Origin of the sequence: Citrobacter sp. Ct235 (genome assembly GCF_030332305.1) — a bacterium.
Lineage (GTDB): Bacteria > Pseudomonadota > Gammaproteobacteria > Enterobacterales > Enterobacteriaceae > Citrobacter_A > Citrobacter_A telavivensis.
This window is the reverse complement of record NZ_JAOWIC010000049.1, coordinates 450,602-474,897: the sequence shown is the minus strand read 5'-3', so window position 1 is coordinate 474,897 and position 24,296 is coordinate 450,602. Positions and strand designations below refer to the sequence as shown.

Here is a 24,296-nt window from a genome sequence, read left to right as displayed (position 1 = left end):
GCTTCCTTAACCGACGCTGTGTTCAAGGCTAATGGCTAATAATTTTTGCGCTTCAACGGCAAACTCCAGCGGCAACTCCGAAAACACGTCCTTACAGAAGCCGTTGACGATCATCGAGATCGCATCCTCTTCGCTGATGCCGCGCTGCAGGCAGTAGAACAGCTGATCTTCACCAATCCGCGAGGTGGTCGCTTCATGCTCCAGCTGCGCGCTGTTGTTCCGGCATTCGACATACGGGAAGGTATGCGCCCCGCAGTCGGCGCCAATCAGCATTGAGTCGCACTGGGTGAAGTTACGGGCATTGGTGGCCGTCGGCATAATTTTGACCAGACCACGATAGCTGTTCTGGCTGTGTCCGGCAGAGATCCCCTTTGAGATAATGGTCGACCGGGTGTTCTTGCCAATGTGGATCATCTTGGTGCCGGTATCCGCCTGCTGATGTCCGCTGGTCAGCGCCACCGAATAAAATTCGCCGATGGAGTTGTCGCCACGCAGAATGCAGCTTGGGTATTTCCAGGTAATTGCCGATCCGGTCTCCGACTGGGTCCACGACATTTTGCTGTTCTCACCCTCGCACAGCGCGCGTTTGGTGACGAAGTTCAGAATACCGCCGGTGTTGTTATCGCCAGGGAACCAGTTCTGAACGGTGGAGTATTTCACCTCGGCGTCTTTGTGGATGATCACTTCCACTACCGCCGCGTGAAGCTGATAGCTGTCGCGCACCGGTGCTGAACAGCCTTCGATATAGCTCACATAGCTGCCTTCATCCGCTACCAGGATCGTGCGCTCAAACTGCCCGGTCTTCTCGGCGTTAATGCGAAAGTAGGTGGAAAGCTCCATCGGACAGCGCACGCCTTTAGGCACATAAATAAAGGTGCCATCAGAAGCGACCGCCGCATTTAGCGCGGCGAAGAAGTTATCGTTGCCGGGTACGACGGTGCCAAGATACTGTTTCACCAGTTCGGGATGATCGTGAATCGCTTCGCCGAACGAGCAGAATATGATCCCCTGCTCCGCCAGTTTTTCACGATAGGTGGTGGCAACAGAGACAGAGTCAAAGATGGCGTCAACTGCCACCTCACGGCCTTCGCGCACCGGTACACCGAGCTGTTCAAAGGCAGCCTCCACCTCTTTACTGAGGAAAGCATTCGCCCCGGTTTGCTGTACCGCTCCCGGTTCCGACACGCAGGTCTCATCACAATTCCCGCACGAGGGCGCGGAATAGTAGCTGTAGTCCTGATAATTCAGCTTCTCATAGTGCGCCTTTAACCAGTGCGGCTCCTGCATGTCGACCCAGGCCCTGTACGCATTGAGGCGAAACTCCAGCATCCACTCAGGTTCATTACGTTTGGCCGAAATGGCACGTACCACCTCTTCGTTGATCCCTTTCGCCAGCTCATCCGTTTGCAGTTGGGTAAAGAAACCCTCCTTGTAATTCAGAGGGCCGCCGGTCCAGGTTTTGACATCGTCAGTTGCTTCAGTATTACGAGACATAGTACCGCCTATACCCCAAAGCTTTCGCCACAGCCGCATTCGTTCTGGGCCTTCGGGTTATGAAATTTGAATAACTGGTTTAATCCTTCGCGGACGTAATCCACTTCCGTGCCGTCGATGAATGGCATCGCCTGCAGCGGGACGTAGAGCTTCGCGCCCTCAACCTCGAACAGCAGATCGTCTTTCTCCGGCTCGCTGACGGTATCCAGCACATAGCCAAAACCGGCGCATCCCGTCTGCTTAACGCCCAGGCGCACGCCCAGCATGCCAGGCTGCTTTGCGACCAGTTCGCGAATATGCGCTGCTGCCGCAGGGGTGAGCGTCAATCCGCGCCAGGCGAAATCGTCCGGATTAAATGTTCCTGAATGCAATTCCATAGGGTTACCTCGCATAATGAGCCATCAGGCTATAACACCATGTTAGTGATAACGATTCTCACTTCAACCCCTCAACAGCAGGGGCATTCTGGCGTTTCACCCTTTTTGACCACTTTTATTAAGCATAGACCCTGCCGCGCGGGTTAAGAGGAATGGATGAATTTGTTCAATGCATTGATTGATAATGACTTTAACGTTCATCATCGACCTGGCAGGTCAAAACAGTAAAGATGTATAGAAAATGACTATTTCAGGGATAGGAATAACATGAGGAGGGTGAAAGCACAGAAAAACAAAACCCTTAAGGTTGTCAGTAACAGCCTTAAGGGTTCCGGCCCCATCCGGCGCTTATCTCCGGCACTCACGATGGCTTAGCTCTTGAAGGGGCGATAAGAATACTCTCATATTGCCGAAGGTCATTTTTAACACAAATTGCTATCCCGCACTTTTTTGTGGCGGATCAATTCCATGCGTTACGACATCGTTGCCTGGATTGCCTCCAGAAACAGTCGAAGCCCAACGGGCTGATGCTCACGGGAAAGATACAGACCGTACACGGCAAGGCGTCGGGGTTGCAGCATCGGCAGCAGGCGTACCAGTTGCCCCTGCGCGAGTCCTTCACGCGCTTCCTTTTCCGGCACCAGCGCGATCCCCATGCCTGCCAGCGCAGATTCGCACAGCAGAGACGAGATCCCGGCGCTCAGATTTCCCTTTATCGCCACCGAGGCCGCCTCGCCCCGTTCGTCGAGAAAATGCCACGATTTCCCGGCAAACCCACTGTAATACAGGCAGTTATGCTGAGCGAGATCCTCCAGCGTCTGCGGGATGCCGTGCTGGCGCAAATACGCCTCTGACGCACACAGAACCGATTCGCAGTCGCCGAGTCGGCGGGCAATCGTACCTGGCTCGGGGTTATCGGTAATACGAATCGCGACATCAATGCGTTCACCGACCAGACTGACCGGCTGATTGTTTATCTCAACTTCAATGCGCAATTCTGGATACCGTGCTAAAAAACCTGGCAGCACCGGCGCGAGAATGTGCATTGCCGTAAAGTGCGCACACGCGACGCGCAGCGTTCCGGTGGGGATCTCTGTCGCCGACGCCGCACCAATCGCCTGCGACAGCTGCGCCAGCGTTCGCGTCTTCACCAGTGCCTCTTCTCCGGCTGGCGTAATCGTCAGCCTGCGCGATGAACGATGAATCAACCGCGCGCCTGCCCATTTCTCCATCTCATCAAGATAACGGCTCACCATCGGTCGGGAGAGTCCCAGTGCCCGCGCCGCCGCACTCAGGCTGCCTAAATCGCAGATATGATTGAATACCGTCGCCGCCATGACTCTGTCCATTGTTACCCCATCCGATCGTTTTATGAAACTCAGCATGTTCTGATACAGGAATTCTAACAGATCCAAATTTCCTTAAAATACAGGCCACACCCAGAACAATTTCATCTGCATAAGGTTATCCCTCATGAAAAGTAAACTGCTGACCCTGTTGTTGCCTACTGTTGCCTCTCCACTGTTTGCCGCACCGCTGCAACTTGACGTCTATAACCCACAGGAAAACGCCATCTTCCCTGTTTCCTCAACGCTGGTATCCGGCCCGACGGAAGCAATATTGTTTGATGCGCAGTTCAGCACTAAAGACGGGGCAAAACTGGTGGAGATGATTAAATCCCGTGGCAAAACGCTGAAAGCCATCGTGATTACCTCCGGCGATCCAGATTTCTATTTTGGCCTGGAGCCGATTGTGAAGGCTTTTCCTGACGCGAAGGTACTGGCGACACCATCGGTCGTTGAGCATATTCGTGCCACCAAAGAGGCTAAGCTGCAGTACTGGGGACCACAGATGAAGGATGGCGCGCCAACGGCGCCGATCGTTCCGCAGACCACCGCTGAAACGCGTTTTAGCGTAGATGGTGAAACGCTGGAATTGCGTCATCCTAATGATTACGCGGCGTATGTCTGGGTACCGGCTAACCGGGCGATCCTCGGCGGCACGGGCGTGGCGGCGGGCATTCATGTCTGGACGGCTGACACCCAGACACCGGAGCAACGCGCATCATGGCGTAATATCCTGACTGAAATGCACAGCCTGCAACCAAAGCAGGTCATTCCCGGTCATTACCTTGGTCAACGCCCAGCAGGCGATGGCGCTATCCGCTTCACGCAGGATTACCTGCAATCGTTTGAACAGGCGCTGGCATCGAAACAAGGTTCGGCCTGGGTCATTAAGACGATGAACGCCGCGTGGCCAGGACTGGCAGATGAAAGCTCGCTGGAATTGAGCGCGAAAGTGAATTCGGGCGAGATGACGTGGTAGCACCGCTGCGTAAGGACCAAAAAAACCCGACTCAAGTGTCGGGTTCTCTTTACGCTGACAATCACAGAATCAATGAACGCCAAGGCGCCAGGCAAAATAGATCTCTTCTTTTAACTCGGTGGAAGAGAGCGTCAGTAAATCGGTAAATTCGAGCTCAAGTTGTTTTAGTTTTTTAAGGTATTGGGCTGGAGAGAGCTCTGTTTTATCACGACGTAAAAACTCAATTGCCAGTTGGGCCGGGTCTAGTTGGCTAGTCATATCATCCTCGCTTAGGGTCAAAACCTGCACAGTATATCACCTTTTGCTGCGCAGATTATGACCAAAAGCAATAGTGATCACACTTTTTCCGGTGACAACGTCACACAACGGCCGTTGTCAACCGCGAGGTACAGCACAGTCGCTGCTGCTCATCGTAGATGTCAATCTGCCAGACCTGATGTCGGGAGCCGGTATGAATTGCCTTACAAACTCCCTTTACGCGCCCTTCCCGCGCGGAGCGAACGTGATTAGCATTGACCTCCAGCCCCACCACTTTTTGCTCGCCCTGAGTACACAGGTAACCCGCAACAGAACCGATGCTTTCAGCGAGCACAACAGAGGCTCCGCCGTGTAGCAGGCCAAACGGCTGCTTCGTGCGCCCGTCAACGGGCATTGACGCTTCAAGCGTATCGTCGCCGATATGCTCAAAGCGAATATCCAGCAGGCCAACCATATTGCCTTCCCCCATCGCATTGAGAGCGTCGAGGGTCACTTCACGTTTCCAAATCATCCAATAATCTCCAGTAATGCCTGCACAGGATGGCGCACGCCAGTGCCTTCGACGCGTTTCACCTGGCTGCGGCAGGAATATCCCGTCGCGAGGCAACGACTACGCGGCAGTCGCTCCATCGCCTGGTGCCACGACAACTCGTAGATACCCAGCGAACTCGCATGGTTCTTTGCCTCATGACCGTAAGTACCGGCCATACCGCAACACCCCACGCTGACATTTTCCAGCTTCGCGCCAAAGCGGGCAAAAATTGACGCCCATTGCGCCGGCGCGCCGGGCAGCGCGGTCACTTCGGTACAGTGGCCGAAGAAATACCAGGATTCACCGCTAACGTCGCGCGGTTCGTGCGAGGCCAGCGCCGTTGCCAGCCACTCATTGGCGAGTTGGACATGGAAATCGCCGCGCTGTTCGCCTAGTGCCAACTTGTACTCATCGCGATAACAAAGCACCAGCGCCGGATCGACGCCGACCATTGGCATGCCCAGTGTCGCCACGCGGTTCAAAAACTCAGAGGTCTTTTTGGCGGTCTTCGCAAAGCGGGTCAGGAAGCCTTTGATGTGCTGTGCTTTACCGTTTGGCGAGAACGGCAGAAGAACCGGCTGCATCCCCAGTTTTTCGACCAGACGGACGAAATCCGCCACGACCTGCGCGTCGTAATAGCTGGTAAACGGATCCTGCACCACCAGCACCGTATTGGCTTTCTGCGCATCCGTGAGCGCTTCGAGCTGTTCCAGCGTCATGTTCGCCGAGCGATGACCAACCATCTGCTGTTGCAATGACGGCGTCGACAGCAGCGGCAGATCGACCATGCCAATATGTTTTGCCGACAGCTTGCGCACCAGCGGCTGATTAATAAAGAAGTTGAAGGTCTTCGGCGCCCGCGCCATCAGCGGCGCGTAGGTTTCGACCGTCGCCACCAGATGGTCACGCAGCGGGCGCAGGTAGCGGGTATGGTAAAGCTGCAGGAAGCGCGAGCGAAATTCCGGGACGTCGATTTTGATCGGACACTGCGTCGAACAGGCCTTACAGGCCAGACAGCCGGACATCGCCTCCTTCACTTCATGCGAGAAGTCATACTCGCCCTTACTGGCATGCCAGGTGTTACGGGTGCGCGAAATCAGAGACCGCAGGCTGGGCCGTTTGCTCCCAAGCGCGTTTTCCAGTCGTACCGGATCAACACCGCGATCCGCCAGCAGACGCAGCCATTCACGCACCAGCGTCGCGCGCCCTTTTGGCGAATGGATGCGATTGAGGCTCATTTTCATCGACGGGCACATCGGGCTCTTCGCATCAAAGTTAAAGCACAGACCGTTACCGTTACATTCCAGCGCGCCTCGCCAGGTCTGGCGCACGGCCAGCGGGATTTGTCGGTCCCAGGTGCCGCGTTTGACCGCATCGACTTTCATCATCGGCGCGTCGATACCTTCCGGCGGACAAATTTTCCCCGGATTCAGCCGGTTTTGCGGATCGAACGCCGCTTTGACCTTCCGCAGTTCCGCGAAGAGTTCATCGCCGAAAAACGCCGGGCTGTATTCGGCGCGAAAACCTTTGCCGTGTTCACCCCACAGCAGACCACCATATTTCGCCGTCAGCGCCACTACCTCATCGGAGATTTGCTTCATCAGCACTTCCTGCTGCGGGTCGCACATATCCAGCGCCGGCCGCACATGCAGCACCCCGGCGTCGACGTGGCCGAACATGCCGTAGCTCAGGCCGTGGCCATCAAGCAGTGCGCGAAATTCTGCGATGTAGTCGGCAAGATGTTCCGGCGGTACGCAGGTGTCCTCGGCAAACGGGATTGGTTTTGCCGCGCCTTTCGCATTTCCCAGCAACCCCACCGCTTTTTTACGCATTGCGTAGATACGCTCAACGCCCGCCAGTTCAGTACATAACTGCCAGCCAATCACCCCCGCCTCTTCACGCGCAATCAGCTCATCCAGACGCTCGCACAGGGACGCAACCTGTCCGTCGATAACGGCTTCATCATCACCGGCAAATTCGACGATGTTCAGGCCGAGCATCTCTTTGTCCGGGACGTCGGTAATCAGTTCGCTCACCGAATGCCAGACGATGTCTTCACGCGCCAGATTCAACACTTTTGAGTCAACCGTCTCCACCGACAGCGCGCGCGCGTCCACCATGAACGGCGCATTCCGCAGTGCGGAGTCAAAAGAGTCGTATTTCACGTTCACCAGTCGGCGCACTTTCGGCAGTGGCGTAATGTCCAGCCGCGCTTCCGTAATGAACGCCAGCGTCCCTTCCGAACCGGTGAGGATCCGGGTTAGATCGAATTCACTCATGTCATCGTTAAAGACATGGCGCAAGTCGTAACCCGTCAGGAAGCGGTTCAGTTTGGGGAATTTATCAATGATCAACTGACGCTTTTCGCGGCAGCGCTCAAACACGGTGCGATAAATACGGCCAATGGCGGTGTTGCTCTGACCGAGCGTCTGTGCCAGTTCAACCGGCAGCGGCTGCGTATCGAGAATATCGCCGCCCAGCAGTACTGCCCGCACGCCCAGCACGTGATCGGACGTCTTCCCGTAGACCAGCGACCCCTGCCCGGAGGCGTCGGTATTAATCATCCCCCCCAGTGTCGCCCGGTTACTGGTGGACAGTTCCGGGGCAAAAAAATAGCCATACGGTTTGAGATACTGATTCAGTTGATCCTTGATCACCCCGGCTTCCACCCGCACCCAGCCCTCTTCCGGGTTGATCTCAATGATGCGGCTCATATAGCGGGACATATCGACGATGATGCCCTGGTTCAGCGCCTGTCCGTTAGTCCCCGTACCGCCGCCGCGCGGGGTAAAAATCAGCGAGATAAAGCGTGGTTGCGCCGCCAGACGGGCAATCAGCGCCACATCGGCCGTTGAACGGGGGAAAACCACGGCATCGGGGAGAAGTTGATAGATACTGTTATCTGTCGACATCGTCAGACGATCGGCATAACTGGTTGCCGTATCGCCGGTAAATCCTTGTTGCTCCAGCTCTTGCAAAAAATTAAGCACCAACTGAACGACGCCGGGTGCCTGAGAAATTTGTGGAATCATTATCGTGACCCTTTCCTGCGGTCTGTGTGTTGTGGGAGTTAATCGTTTGCTTATTGTTGTATCACATTTTTTTCTAATACACCCAACAGAAATACTGGCAGAATCCGCCTGTCAAAAACCGCTGAAATTGCTCATCATTATGAGACGTGTTTCACACGGTCGTGTCGCGTCAACGATCTGACGCACTACATAGGTGAAAGAGTTTATGGTCAATATTCGTCAGCCCAGGGATATCGCACAAGTGCTGCTGTCGGTGCTGTTTTTAGCCATCATGATTGTGGCGTGTCTCTGGATTGTTCAACCTTTTATTCTGGGCTTTGCCTGGGCCGGGACTATCGTCATTGCGACCTGGCCGGTTTTACTGCGCCTGCAAAAATTACTCTGGGGGCGGCGTTCGCTGGCGGTTCTGGTGATGACGCTCTTATTAGTGCTGTTGTTTGTGATCCCGATTGCGCTGCTGGTCAACAGTCTCGTTGATGGCAGCGGCCCTCTGATTCACGCCATCACGAGCGGTGATATGACGTTGCCGGATCTGGCCTGGCTGAACAGCATTCCGCTGGTCGGCGCGAAACTGTATGCCGGCTGGCATAACCTGCTGGATATGGGGGGGACGGCGATCATGGCGAAGGTCCGTCCGTACATTGGCACCACGACCACCTGGTTTGTCGGTCAGGCCGCTCACATCGGTCGCTTTATGATGCACTGTGGCCTGATGCTCTTATTCAGCGCCCTGCTGTACTGGCGCGGTGAGACGGTGGCGATGGGTATTCGTCATTTTGCCTACCGTCTGGCCGCAAAACGTGGCGACGCGGCGATGCTGCTGGCCGCACAGGCAATCCGCGCGGTGGCGCTGGGTGTGGTCGTCACCGCGCTGGTGCAGGCGGTGCTGGGCGGCATCGGTCTGGCCGTTTCCGGCGTACCTTACGCCACACTGCTCTCCGTGGTGATGATCCTCTCCTGCCTGGTACAACTGGGGCCGTTACCGGTTTTGATTCCAGCCATTATCTGGCTTTACTGGACTGGCGATACCACCTGGGGAAGCGTGCTGCTGGCGTGGAGTTGCGTGGTCGGGACACTGGATAACGTGATTCGCCCGATGCTTATCCGTATGGGTGCAGATTTGCCGCTGATCCTGATCCTCTCCGGCGTTATTGGCGGCCTGATTGCGTTTGGCATGATTGGTCTGTTTATCGGTCCGGTGCTGCTGGCCGTTTCCTGGCGACTGTTCTCGGCCTGGGTCAACGAAGCGCCTGTGCCGGGCAGCAAACCAGAGGAACTTCTCGAGGAACTGAGCGAAATCGAAGGCCTTAAAAAATAACACGATAGCAGGCGACTCCGGTCGCCTGATTGTTTAATCTCGCTAATCAATCACGTACTTCTGCTTATCTGTAGCGCCTGTTACCGCTTCGTCATCCCTGATTTGTGTCGCAAATTCTTTACAGTTTTTAAACTATTGAGACGAATCTGATCGACGCTAAAACGCCCGATACCCTACTATTAGGTCACGGTTATAGATCAAGACATTGATTTATAAGTATGGAAATCCCCTGAGTGAAACAACGAATTGCTGTGTGTAGTCTTTGCCCATCTCCCACGATGGGCTTTTTTTTATCCTGAAATCGCCTCCGTCACTTGCCTGCAAGTAATATTCACAGACCGATAACAAAGAATATTGCACAAGATATTGTGACTCTCTTCATGCCGAAATCTGTTTAATAGTGTTATTTATGCCTTATTGTTTTTTAATATGGGGTCATTCAATGATGAACGCTTATGAACTACAGGCATTACGTCAAGTTTTTGCAATGACCATTGAAGAGTGCGTGTCATGGATTGCGCCAGATTATAATGTCACCAACTGGCAGCAGTGGGAAAATGGCGAATGTGAACTGCCTCCCGCGATTGTTGCAACACTACTGGAAATGCGCAGAAAAAGAAAACTACGTATTAATGCCATTATAGAGAAGATAAACAATCGCATTGGCAATAATACCATGCGTTTCTTTTCTGATTTAACCGATTTCCAGTCAGTCTACCGTGATGGCACTTTTCTTGACTGGAAAATTTATCAATCCGTTGCTGCCGAACTCTATGCCCACGACCTGGAACGATTGTGTTAGACCACATATTTCCTGCCACCGGCGATTCATACTAAGAAACGTTAAATAAACAGATCGATTGTACTTTTAAGGCACGGGTATTTAATCCGTACCAGGGAAAATCATTAGCAATTTCGCTGAGCAGGCATCATGAAAAATCACTATTTCCCCACCGCGATGGGGCTGTATCTCAATTACCTGGTGCATGGCATGGGAGTCATCCTGATGAGTCTCAACATGGCATCGCTCGAACAACAGTGGCAGACAAATGCCGCAGGTGTGTCTGTCGTTATCTCCTCATTAGGTATCGGGCGCTTAAGCGTCCTGTTTTGCGCCGGATTGCTATCCGACCGGTTTGGTCGCAGACCCTTTATTATTCTGGGGATGCTCTGCTATGTGACGTTCTTTTTCGGTATTCTCACGACCCATAACATCATCATCGCTTATGCGTTTGGGGTCCTCGCCGGCATGGCGAACAGTTTTCTGGACGCGGGCACCTATCCCAGTCTGATGGAGGCCTTCCCTTCTTCGCCGAGCACCGCCAACATCCTGATTAAGGCCTTTGTCTCCGGTGGGCAGTTTTTACTCCCCATCATCATCAGTCTGCTGGTCTGGGCGGAACTGTGGTTTGGCTGGTCATTTATCGTTGCCGCCGCGATCATGTTGATTAACGGCCTGTTTTTACTTCGCTGCGCTTTTCCCCCGCATCCTGGGCGCCGCGCCGCGCCGGTCGCACCGGTACACGAACAGCGCCCGGCAGAAAAACATCGTTGCGCATTTATCGATCTGGCCAGCTATACCCTGTATGGCTATATCTCGATGGCCACGTTTTATCTCATCAGCCAGTGGCTGGCGCAATACGGTCAGTTTGTCGCCGGAATGTCGTATACGCTGTCGATAAAATTGCTGAGTATTTATACCTGCGGTTCGCTGCTCTGCGTATTGATTACCGCTCCGCTGGTGCGCAAAACGGTACGTTCAACCACCTTACTGATGCTGTACACCTTCGTCTCATTTATCGCCCTGTTGACGGTGTGCCTGCATCCCACGGCGTATGTTGTGATTGTCTTTGCTTTTGTGATCGGCTTTTCGTCAGCCGGAGGGGTGGTACAGATAGGCCTGACCCTGATGGCAGCCCGCTTCCCGCATGCCAAAGGGAAAGCCACCGGCATTTATTACAGTGCTGGCAGCATTGCGACTTTCACGATCCCGCTGGTGACGGCCCATCTTTCACAAAGAAGCATCGCCGATATTATGTGGTTTGATACCGGCATTGCCGCCATGGGTTTCCTGTTGGCGCTGTTTATCGGCTACCGCAGCCGTCTCGAAACAAAACGCCAGTTGATGATATCGCCTTTAGCGGAATAAGGCTGAATCCGTCGTAAGCAATATTGTTATCGCTGACTGCAATATAATTTGTATAACGTCAATAACATCAGCAAAACGTCGCAGGAGAAGTGGGCTTTCACACTTTCATCTGCAATATACCTGGTAATGAAAACGTCATGTTATGTAGTTCATGCCGTTGCACAGCCGTATATTAATAAAAAATCGCCGGATATAAAAATGCCGACGAAAACAGAATTAAATTAACCGGCAAGGAGCGTTGAAAAAATGTCACAGAATAAGGCCTTCAGCACGCCATTTTTCCTGGCGGTCATCTGTATTTATCTCAGCTATTTTCTCCACGGCATTAGCGTCATTACGCTGGCGCAAAATATGACTTCCCTCGCCGCTAAGTTTTCTACCGACAGCGCGGGGATCGCCTATTTAATTTCCGGTATCGGGCTGGGGCGTCTGGTCAGTATTCTGTTTTTTGGCGTCCTGTCGGATAAATTTGGTCGTCGGGCAATCATTCTGCTGGGCGTCGCGCTCTATATTCTCTTTTTCTTCGGTATTCCTGCCAGTCCCAACCTGATGGTGGCCTTTGTGCTCGCCGTATGCGTTGGCGTCGCTAACTCTGCACTGGACACCGGAGGCTATCCGGCGCTGATGGAGTGTTTCCCGAAAGCGTCAGGTTCGGCGGTGATCCTGGTCAAGGCAATGGTCTCCTTCGGGCAGATGCTCTATCCGATGCTGGTCGGCTATATGCTGCTCAACAACATCTGGTACGGCTATGGCGTGCTCATTCCTGGCGTTCTGTTTGTGCTGATTACCCTGATGCTGCTGCGCAGTAAATTCCCTGGCCAACTGGTGGATGCCAGCGTCGCCAAAGAATTGCCGCAGATGAACAGCAAACCGCTGGTCTGGCTGGAAGGCGTGGCTTCTGTCATGTTTGGCGTAGCGGCGTTTTCCACCTTCTATGTCATCGTGGTCTGGATGCCGAAATACGCTATGGCCTTCGCCGGAATGGAAGAAGCGGATGCGCTGAAAACCATCACCTGGTATAGCCTGGGCTCGCTGGTTTGCGTCTTTATCTTTGCCGCGCTGCTGAAAAAAATGGTTCGCCCCATCTGGGCTAACGTCTTTAACGCCGGTCTGGCTACCGTGACCGCCGCTGTCATTTATCTCTGGCCGTCTCCGCTTGTGTGTAACGTGGGCGCGTTTGCGATTGGTTTCTCCGCAGCGGGGGGGATTTTACAACTGGGCGTGTCGGTAATGTCGGAATTCTTTCCGAAAAGCAAAGCCAAAGTCACCAGCGTTTATATGATGATGGGCGGCCTCGCGAATTTTGTTATTCCGTTGATTACCGGCTACCTCTCCACCATCGGCCTGCAATACATCATTTTACTGGACTTCGTTTTTGCCCTGCTGGCCTTCATCACCGGCATTATCGTATTCATTCGCTATTACCGGGTCTTCAATATTCCGCAGAACGATATCCGTCTGGGCGAACGTTATTTTTCAACAAAAAGTTAAGCGACAATTTAAGGAGTCATGTTATGGATGTAACCGCGAAATATGAACTGATCGGCTTGATGGCTTACCCTATCAGACACAGTCTGTCACCTGAAATGCAAAATAAGGCGCTAGAGAAAGCCGGATTGCCGTTTACCTATATGGCCTTTGAGGTCGACAACAGCACCTTCGCAGGCGCCATCGAAGGGCTGAAAGCGTTAAAAATGCGCGGTACCGGCGTATCGATGCCCAATAAGCAGTTGGCCTGTGAGTTTGTTGATGAACTCACCCCAGCGGCGAAACTGGTGGGCGCCATTAATACTATCGTCAATGATGACGGTTATCTGCGCGGTTACAACACCGACGGCACGGGCCACATTCGCGCGATTAAAGAGAGCGGTTTCGATATCAGGGGTAAAACCATGGTATTACTGGGTGCAGGTGGTGCATCCACTGCCATCGGCGCACAGGCGGCCATTGAGGGGATCAAAGAGATTAAACTCTTTAACCGTAATGATGAGTTCTTCCAGAAAGCGCTGGATTTCGCCAAACGAGTGAATGAAAACACGGACTGCGTGGTGACAGTGACAGATCTTGCCGACCAGCAGGCCTTCGCAGACGCGCTGGCGACGGCGGATATCCTGACCAACGGCACCAAAGTCGGCATGAAGCCACTGGAGAATGAATCTATCGTCAGCGACGTGAGTCTGCTACGTCCGGAACTGCTGGTCACGGAATGCGTCTACAACCCGCATATGACGAAGTTACTGCAGCAGGCGCAACAAGCCGGTTGCAAAACAATCGATGGTTACGGCATGTTGTTGTGGCAAGGTGCTGAACAGTTCAAACTGTGGACCGGCAAAGATTTCCCGCTGGAATATGTAAAACAGGTAATGGGGTTTGCGGCCTGACGGCCAGGAACTAAGACTGATAAAAGGTATTAAATGAAAACCGTAACCGTAAATAACCTCGTGGTTGGCGAAGGGGCTCCAAAAATAATCGTCTCGCTGATGGGTAAAGATCTCACCAGCATCCGCTCAGAAGCGCAGGCCTATCGCGACGCGGATTTCGACATTCTGGAATGGCGCGTTGACCATTTTGCCGATGTCGCCTCTGCCGATGCCGTGCTGGAGGCTATCCGCGCGATCCGTGCCGAGATGCCTCAAACCCCCCTGCTGTTTACCTTCCGCAGCGCGAATGAAGGGGGTGAGCAGGCTATTTCGACTGACGCCTATCTCGCGCTGAATCGCGCGGCTGTCGACAGCGGTCTGGTCGATATTATCGATCTCGAACTGTTTACCGGTGATGAGCAGGTCAAGGCGACGGTTGACTATGCGCACAGCAAAAACGTCAAGGTCATCATGTCCAACCATGATTTCCACAAGACCCCAGCAGAAGAAGAGATCGTGGCGCGACTGCGCAAAATGCAGGAACTCGGTGCCGATATTCCGAAGATAGCCCTGATGCCACAGAGCCATAGCGATGTTCTGACGCTGCTTTCCGCCACGCTGAAAATGCAGGAGCAGTACGCCGACCGTCCGGTTATCACCATGTCGATGTCAAAAACCGGGGTGATTTCGCGCCTGGCGGGTGAAGTCTTCGGGTCAGCGGCAACCTTTGGTGCGGTTAAAAAAGCCTCCGCGCCCGGACAAATATCCGTTAGCGACCTGCGTACGGTATTAACGATTTTACATCAGGCTTAATGCACTAAATAAAGGCGGGAAGCATATCCTCCCGCCATAAAATATAAATTTCACCCCATAGTGAATATTTCACATAAATATTCAGCGGATGCCTACGCCTGAACACCAGCGGTGTACGGTTTCTGCCGGGTACCCAGGAGTTAATATGAAACCTGAAAGACCACCCCGCGTGAATGGTCGCGTGCCTGTGCTCTCGGCCCAGGACGCGGTTAATTATATTAAAGATGAAGATGTGCTGTGTATATTAGGTGCGGGTGGCGGTATTCTGGAAGCCACCACCTTAATTACCGCATTAGCCGATAAATATAAACAGACGCAAACGCCGCGTAATTTATCAATTATCAGTCCGACCGGTCTGGGCGATCGCGCCGATCGCGGAATCAGCCCGCTGGCCCAGGAAGGGCTAGTGAAATGGGCCCTGTGCGGACACTGGGGGCAGTCGCCGCGTATTTCGGACTTAGCGGAACAGAACAAAATTGCCGCCTATAACTATCCGCAGGGCGTACTGACCCAGGCGCTGCGCGCTTCTGCCGCTCATCAGCCGGGGATCCTCAGCGATATTGGGATCGGTACTTTTGTTGACCCACGCCAACAGGGTGGCAAGCTCAATGAGGTCACCAAAGAGGACCTCATCAAACTGGTGGAGATTGATAACAAAGAATATCTCTACTACAAAGCGATTGCGCCCACCGTGGCGTTTATCCGCGCCACAACCTGCGACAGCGAAGGCTACGCCTCGTTTGAAGATGAGGTGATGTACCTCGACGCGCTGGTGCTGGCTCAGGCGGTACATAACCACGGCGGCATCGTGATGATGCAGGTGCAGAAGATGGTCAAAAAAGCCACGCTGCATCCCAAATCCGTGCGTATCCCCGGCTATCTGGTGGATATCGTGGTCGTTGACCCGGATCAGACGCAACTGTACGGCGGCGCGCCGGTGAACCGTTTTATCTCGGGCGATTTCACCCTCGACGACAGCACTCAACTCACCCTGCCCCTCAACCAGCGCAAACTGGTCGCTCGCCGCGCGCTGTATGAGATGCGTAAAGGCGCGGTGGGTAACGTCGGCGTCGGCATCGCGGATGGCATTGGGCTGGTGGCCCGGGAAGAAGGCTGTGCGGATGACTTTGTGCTGACCGTCGAAACCGGCCCCGTTGGCGGCATCACCTCACAGGGCGTCGCCTTCGGTGCGAACGTCAACACGCGCGCCATTCTTGATATGACCTCGCAGTTTGACTTCTACCACGGCGGAGGACTGGACGTTTGCTATCTGAGCTTTGCGGAAGTCGACCGTCACGGCAACGTCGGGGTACATAAATTCAACGGCAAAATCATGGGCACCGGCGGCTTTATCGATATCAGCGCCACCTCGAAGAAAATTGTTTTCTGCGGCACGTTAACCGCTGGCAGTCTGAAAACAGAGGTTGCCGACGGTAAATTAACCATCGTCCAGGAAGGCCGGGTGAATAAATTCATCAGCGAACTGCCGGAAATCACCTTCAGCGGAAAAATCGCGCTCGAGCGCGGACTGGACGTGCGCTATATCACCGAGCGCGCGGTATTTACGCTGAAAGAGGACGGTCTGCATCTTATTGAGATTGCCCCTGGGGTGGATCTGGAACGCGATATTCTGGCCAAAATGGATTTCGCACCGGTTATTTCGCCGAACCTGAAACTGATGGATGAAAGATTATTTATCGACGCCACTATGGGTTTTGAACTGCCGGAAGCGGCTAATTAAAAGGAGTACGATGATGGACTTTTCTTTAACCGAAGAGCAAGAGCTGCTGCTTGCCAGTATTCGAGAACTGATCACCAGCAATTTTCCGGAAGAGTATTTCCGTACCTGCGATCAGACGGCGACCTACCCCAGAGAGTTTATGCGCGCGCTGGCCGACAACGGTATTTCTATGCTGGGCGTACCGGAAGAGTTCGGCGGCATTCCGGCAGACTACGTGACGCAAATGCTGGCCCTGATGGAAGTGTCAAAATGTGGCGCCCCGGCCTTTTTGATCACCAACGGCCAGTGTATTCACAGCATGCGCCGCTTTGGTTCACCAGAGCAACTGCGCAAAACAGCGGAAAGCACACTGGAAACCGGCGATCCGGCCTATGCGCTGGCGTTAACCGAGCCGGGTGCGGGTTCTGATAACAACAGCGCCACGACCAGCTACACGCGCAAAGACGGCAAGGTTTATCTGAACGGTCAGAAGACGTTTATTACGGGCGCAAAAGAGTACCCGTATATGCTGGTGCTGGCGCGCGACCCGGAACCGAAAGATCCGAAGAAAGCCTTTACTCTCTGGTGGGTGGAGTCCAACAAGCCGGGGATCAAAATCAACCCGCTGCACAAAATCGGCTGGCATATGCTCAGCACGTGTGAAGTCTATCTCGACAACGTTGAGGTGGATGAAAGCGACATGGTGGGCGAAGAAGGCATGGGCTTTCTCAACGTGATGTACAACTTTGAGATGGAACGACTGATCAACGCCGCGCGCAGTACCGGTTTTGCCGAATGCGCCTTTGAGGATGCCGCGCGTTATGCCAACCAGCGCATTGCGTTTGGTAAACCGATTGGACACAACCAGATGATCCAGGAAAAACTGGCGCTGATGGCTATCAAAATCGACAATATGCGCAATATGGTGCTGAAGGTGGCATGGCAGGCCGACCAGGAGCAGTCGCTGCGTACCAGTGCCGCCCTGGCGAAACTGTACTGCGCCCGGACGGCAATGGAAGTGATTGACGATGCAATCCAGATTATGGGCGGGCTGGGTTATACCGACGAAGCGCGCGTCTCCCGATTCTGGCGCGATGTACGTTGTGAGCGTATTGGCGGCGGGACGGATGAGATCATGATTTATGTCGCAGGTCGGCAGATCCTGAAGGATTATCAGAACAAGTAAACGCCAGGCCGGATACGGTGCTTGCACCGCTATCCGGCGGTTCGTTCGCTAACCGATATTTGCTAACCGATAATGGAATAAAAACTCAGGCGTCAGACAACAGGCAGGCCTGCTCTGCCAGATTGTTTTTAAACTGTTTACGGTAATCGCCCGGCGAACAGCCAACATGGCGCAGAAACAGCTTCGCGAAGTGGTCGACATTCTCGTACCCAACGCGCCAGGAAATTTCGGCCTGTGAATAATCGGTATTGGTTAGCGCAAATTTCGCTTCGGTCATCCGCCGCTGAATCACATAATTGATCGGCGAAATATGGTACTCGCGGGTAAATTCGTGGCAAATATAGCTGACGCTGGCACGAAATTTTTTTGATAACTGCTCAAGCGTAATTTTCTCCCGATAATTATTATTGAGGTAGACCAGAATATCTTTAATCAGAACATCTTTTTTAATATGTCCCTGTTCCGAACGATAAGCATTTTTAAAGTTTTCGTAAAAGAGAACCGTCAACGCATAGGCAAATGCATCGCACACAGACGACGTCAGCCCATTTTTACTTTGCGGCAGCATCACGCTGAGTTCATTAAAAATACTTTTGATCACCTCTTTACCCTGGCCGACGGCAACCACCGGACAGGAATGCGATTGCAGCAGTTGGTTCTCTTCCCAGCCCTGAAAGCAAAAGCCGTACAGCGCGCAGGTGTAGGTAGTGGCAGGCGCGTTCACATCCGACGTCACGGCATGCAGTCGCCCCCGCTCCACGACGACGATATCATCCTCGTGAGCCACATAAAGTGAAGAGTCGATAATTAATCTGACAATGCCTTTTTTAACGTAAATCAGCTCCGTCTCATTATCATGGACATGATGACCAGACTCCCATCGGGGATCATCACTAATGACAAATCGGGAAAATCGCGGGGTCTTACCCTGGTCAAAAAGGCTTTCCATTGCATTATCAAAGCAGCGTTGATACATGACAACCTCCACAAGCAGATAGTAATCCTGAACAATATAATAGGGATAAAATAAAGCGAGTACGGCGGTTATACAACTGCATTTAGTGAGGGCAAAACAAGATTATTTCTCTCACCTGCAAGATAATACGTTTAATTCTCGCAAATTATTTTCTGCTCAATTCTTTTGCATGAGCGATCGCACTTTTTTTGCAAGATACCTGGTAACGAAAACAGATTGCTCCGTCGATAAAAAGCCACCGTCTGTCGCACACTAATTCCAGCCAATTTTCACTTTCCGCCGGGGTGGCCTGACCGTCACTGTCGGTATGCGACTCACAGGAGATGCCATGAAAATAATAACCTGCTTTAAGCTGGTGCCTGAAGAACAGGACATTGTTGTTACACCCGAGCAAGCGCTCAGCTTTGACAATGCGGACACCAAAATCAGCCAGTTCGACCTCAACGCTATCGAGGCCGCAACGCAGCTGGCCACAGAAGCGGAAGATGAGATCGCTGCGCTGACGGTGGGCGGTTCATTATTGCAGAACTCGAAAGTGCGTAAGGATGTGCTCTCCCGCGGGCCACACGCACTGTACCTGATGCAGGATGCACAGCTGGAACACGCGCTGCCAAAAGATACTGCGCAGGCCATCGCCGCCACGGTGGAAAAAATCGGTTTCGATCTGATCCTGTTCGGTGAAGGCTCTGGCGACCTTTACGCACAACAGGTTGGCCTGCTGGTCGGTGAGATCCTGCAACTCCCGACCATTAACGCCGTCAGCCGCCTCCAGCGTCAGGGCGATAAGCTGGTTGTTGAACGCACGCTCGAAGAGGACGTTGAAGTGATCGAGCTGTCGCTTCCTGCGGTTCTCTGCGTCACATCGGATATTAACGCCCCGCGCATCCCCTCCATGAAGGCCATTCTTGGCGCCGGGAAAAAGCCGGTGCACACGTGGCAGGCCAGCGATATCGGCTGGAGCCAGGGCGCACCACGGGCAGAGCTGGTCGCCATTACCGTGCCGCCGCAAACGGCACGTAAGCACATCATTCTGGATAACGATTCGCCGGAAGCCATCGCCGAACTGGCTGAACACCTGAAAAAAGCCCTGAACTGAGCCCAACGGAGAACACAATCATGAGTCAATTAACCCACGTCTGGGTATTTAGCGATAACGTTGAACGCTATGCGGAACTGATGGCCGGCGCGCGTCAGTGGGGTCAGCAGGTTTACGCCATTGTTCAGGGTTCCGAACAGGCGGCACGCGTTAAGCCGCTCGGTGCTGACGGTATCATCGTGCTGGAGAAGACGTCTGAACTACAGCGAATTGAAAACTACGCCGAAACGCTGGCCGCGCCGATCCGGGAAAAAGGTAACGGGCTGCTGCTGATGGCGGCGACTAAACGCTGCAAAGCGCTGGGCGCGCGTCTGAGTATTCAACTCGATGCGGCATTGGTGAACGATGCGACGGCGGTGAGCGTCGACGGAAACGCGCTATTTGCCGAGCATCGTATGTATGGCGGACTGGCGTTTGGCAAAGAAAAACTGAACAGCCCGCTGGCCATTATCACCCTCGCGCCAGGCATACTGGAGCCGGTCGCGGCGAATCCCGAGCATGACTGCCCGGTAGTCACCGCCGAATGGGTTGCCCCGCAACAGGAGATCCTGTGTCAGGAACGACGCGCCAAATCACTCAGCAGCGTTGATCTGAGCAAAGCAAAACGTGTGGTGGGCGTGGGTCGTGGTCTGGCGGCGCAGGACGACCTCAGCATGGTGCGCGAACTGGCCGCAGTGCTGGGCGCAGAAGTGGGCTGTTCACGTCCGATCGCCGAAGGGGAAAACTGGATGGAGCGCGAGCGTTATATCGGCGTTTCCGGCGTGCTGCTGAAGTCTGAACTGTATCTGACGCTGGGCATCTCCGGGCAGATCCAGCATATGGTTGGCGGCAATGGCGCCAAAGTGATTGTCGCCGTGAATAAAGATAAGAACGCGCCAATCTTCAACTATGCCGATTACGGACTGGTGGGCGATATCTACAAAGTGGTCCCTGCCCTGATCGCGCAGCTGCGCTAACTCTCACCTTTACCCACATCTCCCGCTGTGCAAACGGCGGGAAAGGAGCTTTAAGCATGTCGGATGAAAAATTTGATGCCATCGTCGTCGGTGCTGGCGTAGCGGGAACGATGGCGGCGTACATCATGGCGAAAGCCGGACTCGATGTTCTGGTCATCGAGCGCGGCAACAGCGCGGGCAGTAAAAATATGACCGGGGGTCGCCTCTACGCCCACGTGATCGAGCGCATTATGCCCGGTTTTGCCCAACAGGCACCCGTTGAACGTAAAGTCACCCGCGAGAAAATCTCGTTTATGACGCAGGAAAGCGCGACCACGCTGGACTACCATCGCGAACAGGCGGATGTCCCTGGTCAGGCGTCATACACCGTGTTGCGCAACCGCCTCGATCCGTGGCTGATGGAGCAAGCTGAAGCGGCTGGCGCGCAGTTTATTCCCGGTGTGCGCGTGGACGCGTTGATTCGTGAAGGCAACCAGGTGACGGGCGTACAGGCCGGCGATGACATTCTCGAAGCCAACGTGGTGATCCTCGCCGATGGCGTCAATTCGATGCTGGGCCGTTCGCTGGGCATGGTCCCTGCTTCCTCGGCACATCATTACGCCGTCGGCGTGAAAGAGCTGATTGGTCTCTCCCCGGAGCAAATCAATGACCGCTTTAACCTGTCCGGAAATGAAGGTGCGGCCTGGCTGTTCGCCGGTTCCCCGTCAAACGGCCTGATGGGCGGAGGATTCCTCTATACCAATCGCGACTCCGTTTCCCTCGGCCTTGTATGCGGACTGGGCGACATGGCCCATGCACAGAAAAGCGTACCGCAGATGCTGGAAGATTTTAAACAGCATCCCACCGTTCGTCCGTTAATTCAGGGCGGCAAGCTGCTGGAATACTCGGCGCATATGGTACCGGAAGGCGGACTGGCGATGGTGCCGGAACTGGTGGGTGACGGCGTGATGATTGTCGGCGATGCCGCAGGCTTTTGTCTGAACCTCGGTTTCACGGTGCGCGGAATGGATTTAGCCATCGCCTCTGCCGAAGCGGCGGCGCACGCAGCGATTGTGGCAAAAGAGCGCCAGGACTTCTCTGCCCGCACGCTGGCGGAATACAAAAGCGAACTGGAGAAAGGGTGCGTCATGCGTGATATGCAGCATTTTCGCAAGATGCCGGCGCTGATGGAGAATCCCCGCCTGTTCACCCAGTATCCGCGCATGGTGGCAGACATCATGAGCGACATGTTCACTATCGATGGCCGCCCGAATCAGCCGATGCGCAAAATGATCCTGTCGCATGCAAAACAGGTCGGTCTGATGAATCTGCTGAAGGATGGCATTAAGGGAGTCACGGCACTATGAGTCAGGACAATCGCGTTAACGTCGACGTCAAGCTTGGCGTCAATAAATTCCATGTTGATGAAGGACACCCGCACATCATTCTGGCGGCTAACCCGGACAGTAAAGAGTTTCAAAAATTGCTGAACGCCTGCCCCGCCGGACTCTATAAACAGGATGAGGCGGGTACGATTCACTTTGATTCTGCGGGCTGTCTGGAGTGCGGAACCTGCCGGGTGCTGTGCGGTGAGACGATCCTCGAAAAATGGGAGTACCCCGCAGGCACCTTTGGCGTCGATTTCCGCTACGGCTGATGGGTACAACTGCCGGATAGTGACGCCTGGCGTCTTATCCGGCCTGCGAACACCTCACTACCCACTTGATTTACCGGGAACCTCCGATGAGTGTCACATTAACGTTTGACGCCGGGCGGCGGGACGCATACCGCAAGCTTGGCTTTTGGGGCGATGCCTCGCTGGGAGACTACTGGCAGCAAACCGCGCGCAGCGTGCCGGAAAAAATTGCCGTCGTGGATAACCACGGTACCGCATTCACCTATACCGCCCTCGACCATGCGGCAAGCTGTCTGGCAAGCTGGATGCTGGCGAACGGCATTCAGTCCGGCGACCGCGTCGCCTTTCAGCTTCCCGGCTGGTGTGAATTTACCGTTATCTATCTCGCCTGCCTGAAAATCGGCGCAGTATCCGTTCCCCTTCTGCCCGCCTGGCGCGAAGCCGAACTGGTATGGGTGCTGAACAAGTGTCAGGCGAAACTGTTTTTCGCCCCGACCGTGTTTAAACAAACGCGCCCGGTCGATTTGATCTTGCCTCTGCAAAATCAGTTGCCGCATCTGCAACACGTTATCGGCGTCGATAAACTGGCACCGGCCACCACCTCACTCGCCCTCAGCCAGATAGTAGCGGACAACGCGCCGCTTGCCCGTCACATTCCGGTTCACGGTGACGAACTGGCCGCCGTGTTATTTACCTCTGGCACCGAGGGAGTACCGAAAGGGGTCATGCTCAGCCACAACAATATTCTCGCCAGCGAGCGGGCCTACTGCGCCCGTCTGAATCTGACCTGGCTGGACGTCTTTCTGATGCCAGCACCGCTGGGACACGCCACCGGTTTTTTACACGGCGTGACGGCACCGTTTCTGATCGGCGCGCGCAGCGTGCTGCTGGATATTTTTACCCCAGCGGCCTGTCTTGATCTGCTGGAACAGCAGCGCTGCACCTGCGTGTTAGGGGCTACACCGTTTGTTTACGATCTGTTGTGTACCGTTGAACAGCAGCCCGCCGACCTCTCTTCGCTGCGTTTCTTTTTGTGCGGCGGCACCACCATTCCCAGGCGCATTGCCCGCGACTGTCAGCAGCGCGGCATTAAGCTGCTCAGCGTCTACGGCTCGACGGAAAGCTCGCCGCATGCGGTAGTGAACCTTGACGATCCGCCCTCCCGCATGATGAATACCGACGGCTATGCGGCGGCAGGGGTGGAGATCAAGATTGTTGATGAAGCGCGTAACCCGGTTCCGCCCGGCGTTGAAGGTGAAGAGGCGTCACGCGGGCCGAACGTGTTTATGGGCTATCTCGATGAGCCAGAGCTAACCGCCCGGGCGCTGGATAGCGAAGGCTGGTACTACAGCGGCGATCTCTGTCGGATGGACGAGGCAGGCTACATCAAGGTAACCGGGCGCAAGAAAGATATCATTGTCCGGGGCGGCGAAAACATCAGCAGTCGCGAGGTGGAAGACATTCTGTTACAGCATCCCCGCATTCACGATGCCTGCGTGGTTGCCATGCCGGATGAGCGTTTAGGTGAGCGTTCCTGTGCCTATATCGTACTGAAAGCGCCGCATCATTCTCTGTCGCTGGAAGAGGTTGTTGCCTTCTTTAGCCGTAAGCGTGTGGCGAAGTATAAGTATCCGGAGCACATCGTGGTGGTTGAAAAGTTGCCCAGAACGGCATCCGGGAAGATCCAGAAATTCCTGTTACGTCAGGATATCATTCAGCGGTTAGCGTCGGAATGACGTGAGGTACAAATTGCCGGATGACGGCGTACCGCCTTATCCGGCCTACAGGGGCATTGCGGGTGGATGTATTGCCGGATGACGGCGTATCGCCATCCGGCCTACAGGGGCATTGCGAGTGTATGTATTGCCGGATGACGGCGTATCGCCATCCGGCCTACAGGGGCATTGCGGGTGTATGTATTACCGGATGACGGCGTACCGCCATCCGGCCTACAGGGGCATTGCGGGTGTATGTATTACCGGATGACGGCGTATCGCCATCCGGCCTACAGGGGCATTGCGGGTGTATGTATTGCCGGATGACGGCGTATCGCCATCCGGCCTACAGGGGCATTGCGGGTGTATGTATT

At 54.2% G+C, this 24,296-nt stretch carries 21 protein-coding genes and 1 other RNA gene; 15 read left to right on the top strand and 7 right to left on the bottom strand.

What is annotated here, in order from left to right; all coding sequences use genetic code 11:
* Positions 1-6 precede the first annotated feature (6 nt).
* The 3 genes from sufB to OGY35_RS19405 all read right to left on the bottom strand — a co-directional run bounded on the left by sufB (position 7) and on the right by OGY35_RS19405 (position 3,220).
* Positions 7-1,494, bottom strand: a complete 1,488-nt coding sequence (gene sufB, locus OGY35_RS19415; RefSeq protein ID WP_152404879.1) for a Fe-S cluster assembly protein SufB — start codon at positions 1,492-1,494, stop codon at positions 7-9.
* A gap of 8 nt (positions 1,495-1,502) precedes the next feature.
* Positions 1,503-1,871 (bottom strand): Fe-S cluster assembly scaffold SufA, encoded by a 369-nt coding sequence (sufA, locus tag OGY35_RS19410; RefSeq protein ID WP_152404880.1) that lies wholly within the window; start codon positions 1,869-1,871, stop codon positions 1,503-1,505.
* A gap of 473 nt (positions 1,872-2,344) precedes the next feature.
* Positions 2,345-3,220 carry a LysR family transcriptional regulator gene (locus OGY35_RS19405; RefSeq protein WP_152404881.1) on the bottom strand — a complete coding sequence of 292 codons (876 nt, stop codon included), beginning with the start codon at positions 3,218-3,220 and terminating at the stop codon, positions 2,345-2,347.
* Positions 3,221-3,344: 124 nt separating this feature from the next.
* On the opposite strand from OGY35_RS19405, the gene OGY35_RS19400 reads away from it, so the two are divergent.
* Positions 3,345-4,196: a Vmh family MBL fold metallo-hydrolase gene (locus tag OGY35_RS19400; RefSeq protein ID WP_286633171.1), complete on the top strand. Its 852-nt coding sequence runs from the start codon at positions 3,345-3,347 to the stop codon at positions 4,194-4,196.
* A 69-nt stretch (positions 4,197-4,265) separates the two neighbouring features.
* On the opposite strand, the gene OGY35_RS19395 is transcribed toward OGY35_RS19400, so the two are convergent.
* The 3 genes from OGY35_RS19395 to ydiJ form a co-directional block, all read right to left on the bottom strand.
* Positions 4,266-4,454: a YdiH family protein gene (locus OGY35_RS19395; RefSeq protein WP_042320056.1), complete on the bottom strand. Its 189-nt coding sequence runs from the start codon at positions 4,452-4,454 to the stop codon at positions 4,266-4,268.
* Positions 4,455-4,554: 100 nt separating this feature from the next.
* A complete protein-coding gene (menI, locus tag OGY35_RS19390) occupies positions 4,555-4,965 on the bottom strand; it encodes a 1,4-dihydroxy-2-naphthoyl-CoA hydrolase (RefSeq protein ID WP_152404883.1) in 411 nt (136 codons plus the stop codon).
* Complete coding sequence (gene ydiJ, locus OGY35_RS19385; RefSeq protein ID WP_286633170.1) at positions 4,962-8,018, bottom strand: D-2-hydroxyglutarate dehydrogenase YdiJ; 3,057 nt, start codon at positions 8,016-8,018, stop codon at positions 4,962-4,964. Before ydiJ ends, menI begins: the two co-directional genes overlap by 4 nt.
* Positions 8,019-8,223: 205 nt before the next feature.
* Between ydiJ and ydiK the strand changes: the two genes are divergently transcribed.
* The 9 genes from ydiK to OGY35_RS19340 all read left to right on the top strand — a co-directional run bounded on the left by ydiK (position 8,224) and on the right by OGY35_RS19340 (position 17,564).
* Positions 8,224-9,336, top strand: a complete 1,113-nt coding sequence (ydiK, locus tag OGY35_RS19380; RefSeq protein WP_152404885.1) for an AI-2E family transporter YdiK — start codon at positions 8,224-8,226, stop codon at positions 9,334-9,336.
* Positions 9,337-9,522: 186 nt separating this feature from the next.
* Positions 9,523-9,630: antisense sRNA RprA (gene rprA / locus OGY35_RS19375), an RNA gene on the top strand.
* A gap of 151 nt (positions 9,631-9,781) precedes the next feature.
* Positions 9,782-10,138 carry a YdiL family protein gene (locus tag OGY35_RS19370; RefSeq protein WP_178824552.1) on the top strand — a complete coding sequence of 119 codons (357 nt, stop codon included), beginning with the start codon at positions 9,782-9,784 and terminating at the stop codon, positions 10,136-10,138.
* A gap of 129 nt (positions 10,139-10,267) precedes the next feature.
* A complete protein-coding gene (locus tag OGY35_RS19365) occupies positions 10,268-11,485 on the top strand; it encodes an MFS transporter (RefSeq protein WP_286633169.1) in 1,218 nt (405 codons plus the stop codon).
* Positions 11,486-11,731: 246 nt separating this feature from the next.
* Complete coding sequence (locus tag OGY35_RS19360) at positions 11,732-12,976, top strand: MFS transporter (protein ID WP_286633168.1); 1,245 nt, start codon at positions 11,732-11,734, stop codon at positions 12,974-12,976.
* Positions 12,977-12,999: 23 nt separating this feature from the next.
* On the top strand, positions 13,000-13,866 hold the full coding sequence (gene ydiB / locus OGY35_RS19355) for a quinate/shikimate dehydrogenase (RefSeq protein ID WP_286633167.1): 867 nt from the start codon (positions 13,000-13,002) through the stop codon (positions 13,864-13,866).
* 33 nt (positions 13,867-13,899) lie between these two features.
* Complete coding sequence (gene aroD, locus OGY35_RS19350; RefSeq protein WP_286633166.1) at positions 13,900-14,658, top strand: type I 3-dehydroquinate dehydratase; 759 nt, start codon at positions 13,900-13,902, stop codon at positions 14,656-14,658.
* 145 nt (positions 14,659-14,803) lie between these two features.
* Positions 14,804-16,399: an acyl CoA:acetate/3-ketoacid CoA transferase gene (locus tag OGY35_RS19345; protein WP_286633165.1), complete on the top strand. Its 1,596-nt coding sequence runs from the start codon at positions 14,804-14,806 to the stop codon at positions 16,397-16,399.
* A 13-nt stretch (positions 16,400-16,412) separates the two neighbouring features.
* Positions 16,413-17,564, top strand: a complete 1,152-nt coding sequence (locus OGY35_RS19340) for an acyl-CoA dehydrogenase (RefSeq protein WP_152406336.1) — start codon at positions 16,413-16,415, stop codon at positions 17,562-17,564.
* Between the two features lie 85 nt (positions 17,565-17,649).
* Here OGY35_RS19340 and OGY35_RS19335 read toward each other — a convergent pair whose 3' ends face one another.
* Positions 17,650-18,540: an AraC family transcriptional regulator gene (locus OGY35_RS19335; protein ID WP_178825444.1), complete on the bottom strand. Its 891-nt coding sequence runs from the start codon at positions 18,538-18,540 to the stop codon at positions 17,650-17,652.
* A gap of 328 nt (positions 18,541-18,868) precedes the next feature.
* On the opposite strand from OGY35_RS19335, the gene OGY35_RS19330 reads away from it, so the two are divergent.
* The 5 genes from OGY35_RS19330 to fadK all read left to right on the top strand — a co-directional run bounded on the left by OGY35_RS19330 (position 18,869) and on the right by fadK (position 23,943).
* On the top strand, positions 18,869-19,636 hold the full coding sequence (locus tag OGY35_RS19330; protein WP_152404892.1) for an electron transfer flavoprotein: 768 nt from the start codon (positions 18,869-18,871) through the stop codon (positions 19,634-19,636).
* Positions 19,637-19,656: 20 nt separating this feature from the next.
* Positions 19,657-20,592 carry an electron transfer flavoprotein subunit alpha gene (locus OGY35_RS19325; protein WP_286633164.1) on the top strand — a complete coding sequence of 312 codons (936 nt, stop codon included), beginning with the start codon at positions 19,657-19,659 and terminating at the stop codon, positions 20,590-20,592.
* Positions 20,593-20,648: 56 nt separating this feature from the next.
* Positions 20,649-21,938, top strand: a complete 1,290-nt coding sequence (locus OGY35_RS19320; RefSeq protein ID WP_286633163.1) for an FAD-dependent oxidoreductase — start codon at positions 20,649-20,651, stop codon at positions 21,936-21,938.
* Positions 21,935-22,228 carry a ferredoxin family protein gene (locus OGY35_RS19315; protein WP_046480326.1) on the top strand — a complete coding sequence of 98 codons (294 nt, stop codon included), beginning with the start codon at positions 21,935-21,937 and terminating at the stop codon, positions 22,226-22,228. Before OGY35_RS19320 ends, OGY35_RS19315 begins: the two co-directional genes overlap by 4 nt.
* Positions 22,229-22,314: 86 nt before the next feature.
* Positions 22,315-23,943 (top strand): medium-chain fatty-acid--CoA ligase, encoded by a 1,629-nt coding sequence (gene fadK / locus OGY35_RS19310; protein ID WP_286633162.1) that lies wholly within the window; start codon positions 22,315-22,317, stop codon positions 23,941-23,943.
* Positions 23,944-24,296: the final 353 nt, after the last annotated feature.

What these genes read in the sequence shown, in the direction of transcription:
- OGY35_RS19340 (WP_152406336.1), top strand. Translation starts at nt 16,413, where the DNA reads ATGGACTTTTCTTTAACCGAAGAGCAAGAGCTGCTGCTTGCCAGTATT.
- OGY35_RS19345 (WP_286633165.1), top strand. Translation starts at nt 14,804, where the DNA reads ATGAAACCTGAAAGACCACCCCGCGTGAATGGTCGCGTGCCTGTGCTC.
- OGY35_RS19330 (WP_152404892.1), top strand. Translation starts at nt 18,869, where the DNA reads ATGAAAATAATAACCTGCTTTAAGCTGGTGCCTGAAGAACAGGACATT.
- fadK (WP_286633162.1), top strand. Translation starts at nt 22,315, where the DNA reads ATGAGTGTCACATTAACGTTTGACGCCGGGCGGCGGGACGCATACCGC.
- OGY35_RS19400 (WP_286633171.1), top strand. Translation starts at nt 3,345, where the DNA reads ATGAAAAGTAAACTGCTGACCCTGTTGTTGCCTACTGTTGCCTCTCCA.
- OGY35_RS19405 (WP_152404881.1), bottom strand. Translation starts at nt 3,220, where the DNA reads ATGGACAGAGTCATGGCGGCGACGGTATTCAATCATATCTGCGATTTA.
- OGY35_RS19335 (WP_178825444.1), bottom strand. Translation starts at nt 18,540, where the DNA reads ATGTATCAACGCTGCTTTGATAATGCAATGGAAAGCCTTTTTGACCAG.
- OGY35_RS19360 (WP_286633168.1), top strand. Translation starts at nt 11,732, where the DNA reads ATGTCACAGAATAAGGCCTTCAGCACGCCATTTTTCCTGGCGGTCATC.
- sufA (WP_152404880.1), bottom strand. Translation starts at nt 1,871, where the DNA reads ATGGAATTGCATTCAGGAACATTTAATCCGGACGATTTCGCCTGGCGC.
- OGY35_RS19320 (WP_286633163.1), top strand. Translation starts at nt 20,649, where the DNA reads ATGTCGGATGAAAAATTTGATGCCATCGTCGTCGGTGCTGGCGTAGCG.
- ydiB (WP_286633167.1), top strand. Translation starts at nt 13,000, where the DNA reads ATGGATGTAACCGCGAAATATGAACTGATCGGCTTGATGGCTTACCCT.
- OGY35_RS19365 (WP_286633169.1), top strand. Translation starts at nt 10,268, where the DNA reads ATGAAAAATCACTATTTCCCCACCGCGATGGGGCTGTATCTCAATTAC.
- ydiK (WP_152404885.1), top strand. Translation starts at nt 8,224, where the DNA reads ATGGTCAATATTCGTCAGCCCAGGGATATCGCACAAGTGCTGCTGTCG.
- sufB (WP_152404879.1), bottom strand. Translation starts at nt 1,494, where the DNA reads ATGTCTCGTAATACTGAAGCAACTGACGATGTCAAAACCTGGACCGGC.
- OGY35_RS19370 (WP_178824552.1), top strand. Translation starts at nt 9,782, where the DNA reads ATGAACGCTTATGAACTACAGGCATTACGTCAAGTTTTTGCAATGACC.
- menI (WP_152404883.1), bottom strand. Translation starts at nt 4,965, where the DNA reads ATGATTTGGAAACGTGAAGTGACCCTCGACGCTCTCAATGCGATGGGG.
- aroD (WP_286633166.1), top strand. Translation starts at nt 13,900, where the DNA reads ATGAAAACCGTAACCGTAAATAACCTCGTGGTTGGCGAAGGGGCTCCA.
- OGY35_RS19325 (WP_286633164.1), top strand. Translation starts at nt 19,657, where the DNA reads ATGAGTCAATTAACCCACGTCTGGGTATTTAGCGATAACGTTGAACGC.
- ydiJ (WP_286633170.1), bottom strand. Translation starts at nt 8,018, where the DNA reads ATGATTCCACAAATTTCTCAGGCACCCGGCGTCGTTCAGTTGGTGCTT.
- OGY35_RS19395 (WP_042320056.1), bottom strand. Translation starts at nt 4,454, where the DNA reads ATGACTAGCCAACTAGACCCGGCCCAACTGGCAATTGAGTTTTTACGT.
- OGY35_RS19315 (WP_046480326.1), top strand. Translation starts at nt 21,935, where the DNA reads ATGAGTCAGGACAATCGCGTTAACGTCGACGTCAAGCTTGGCGTCAAT.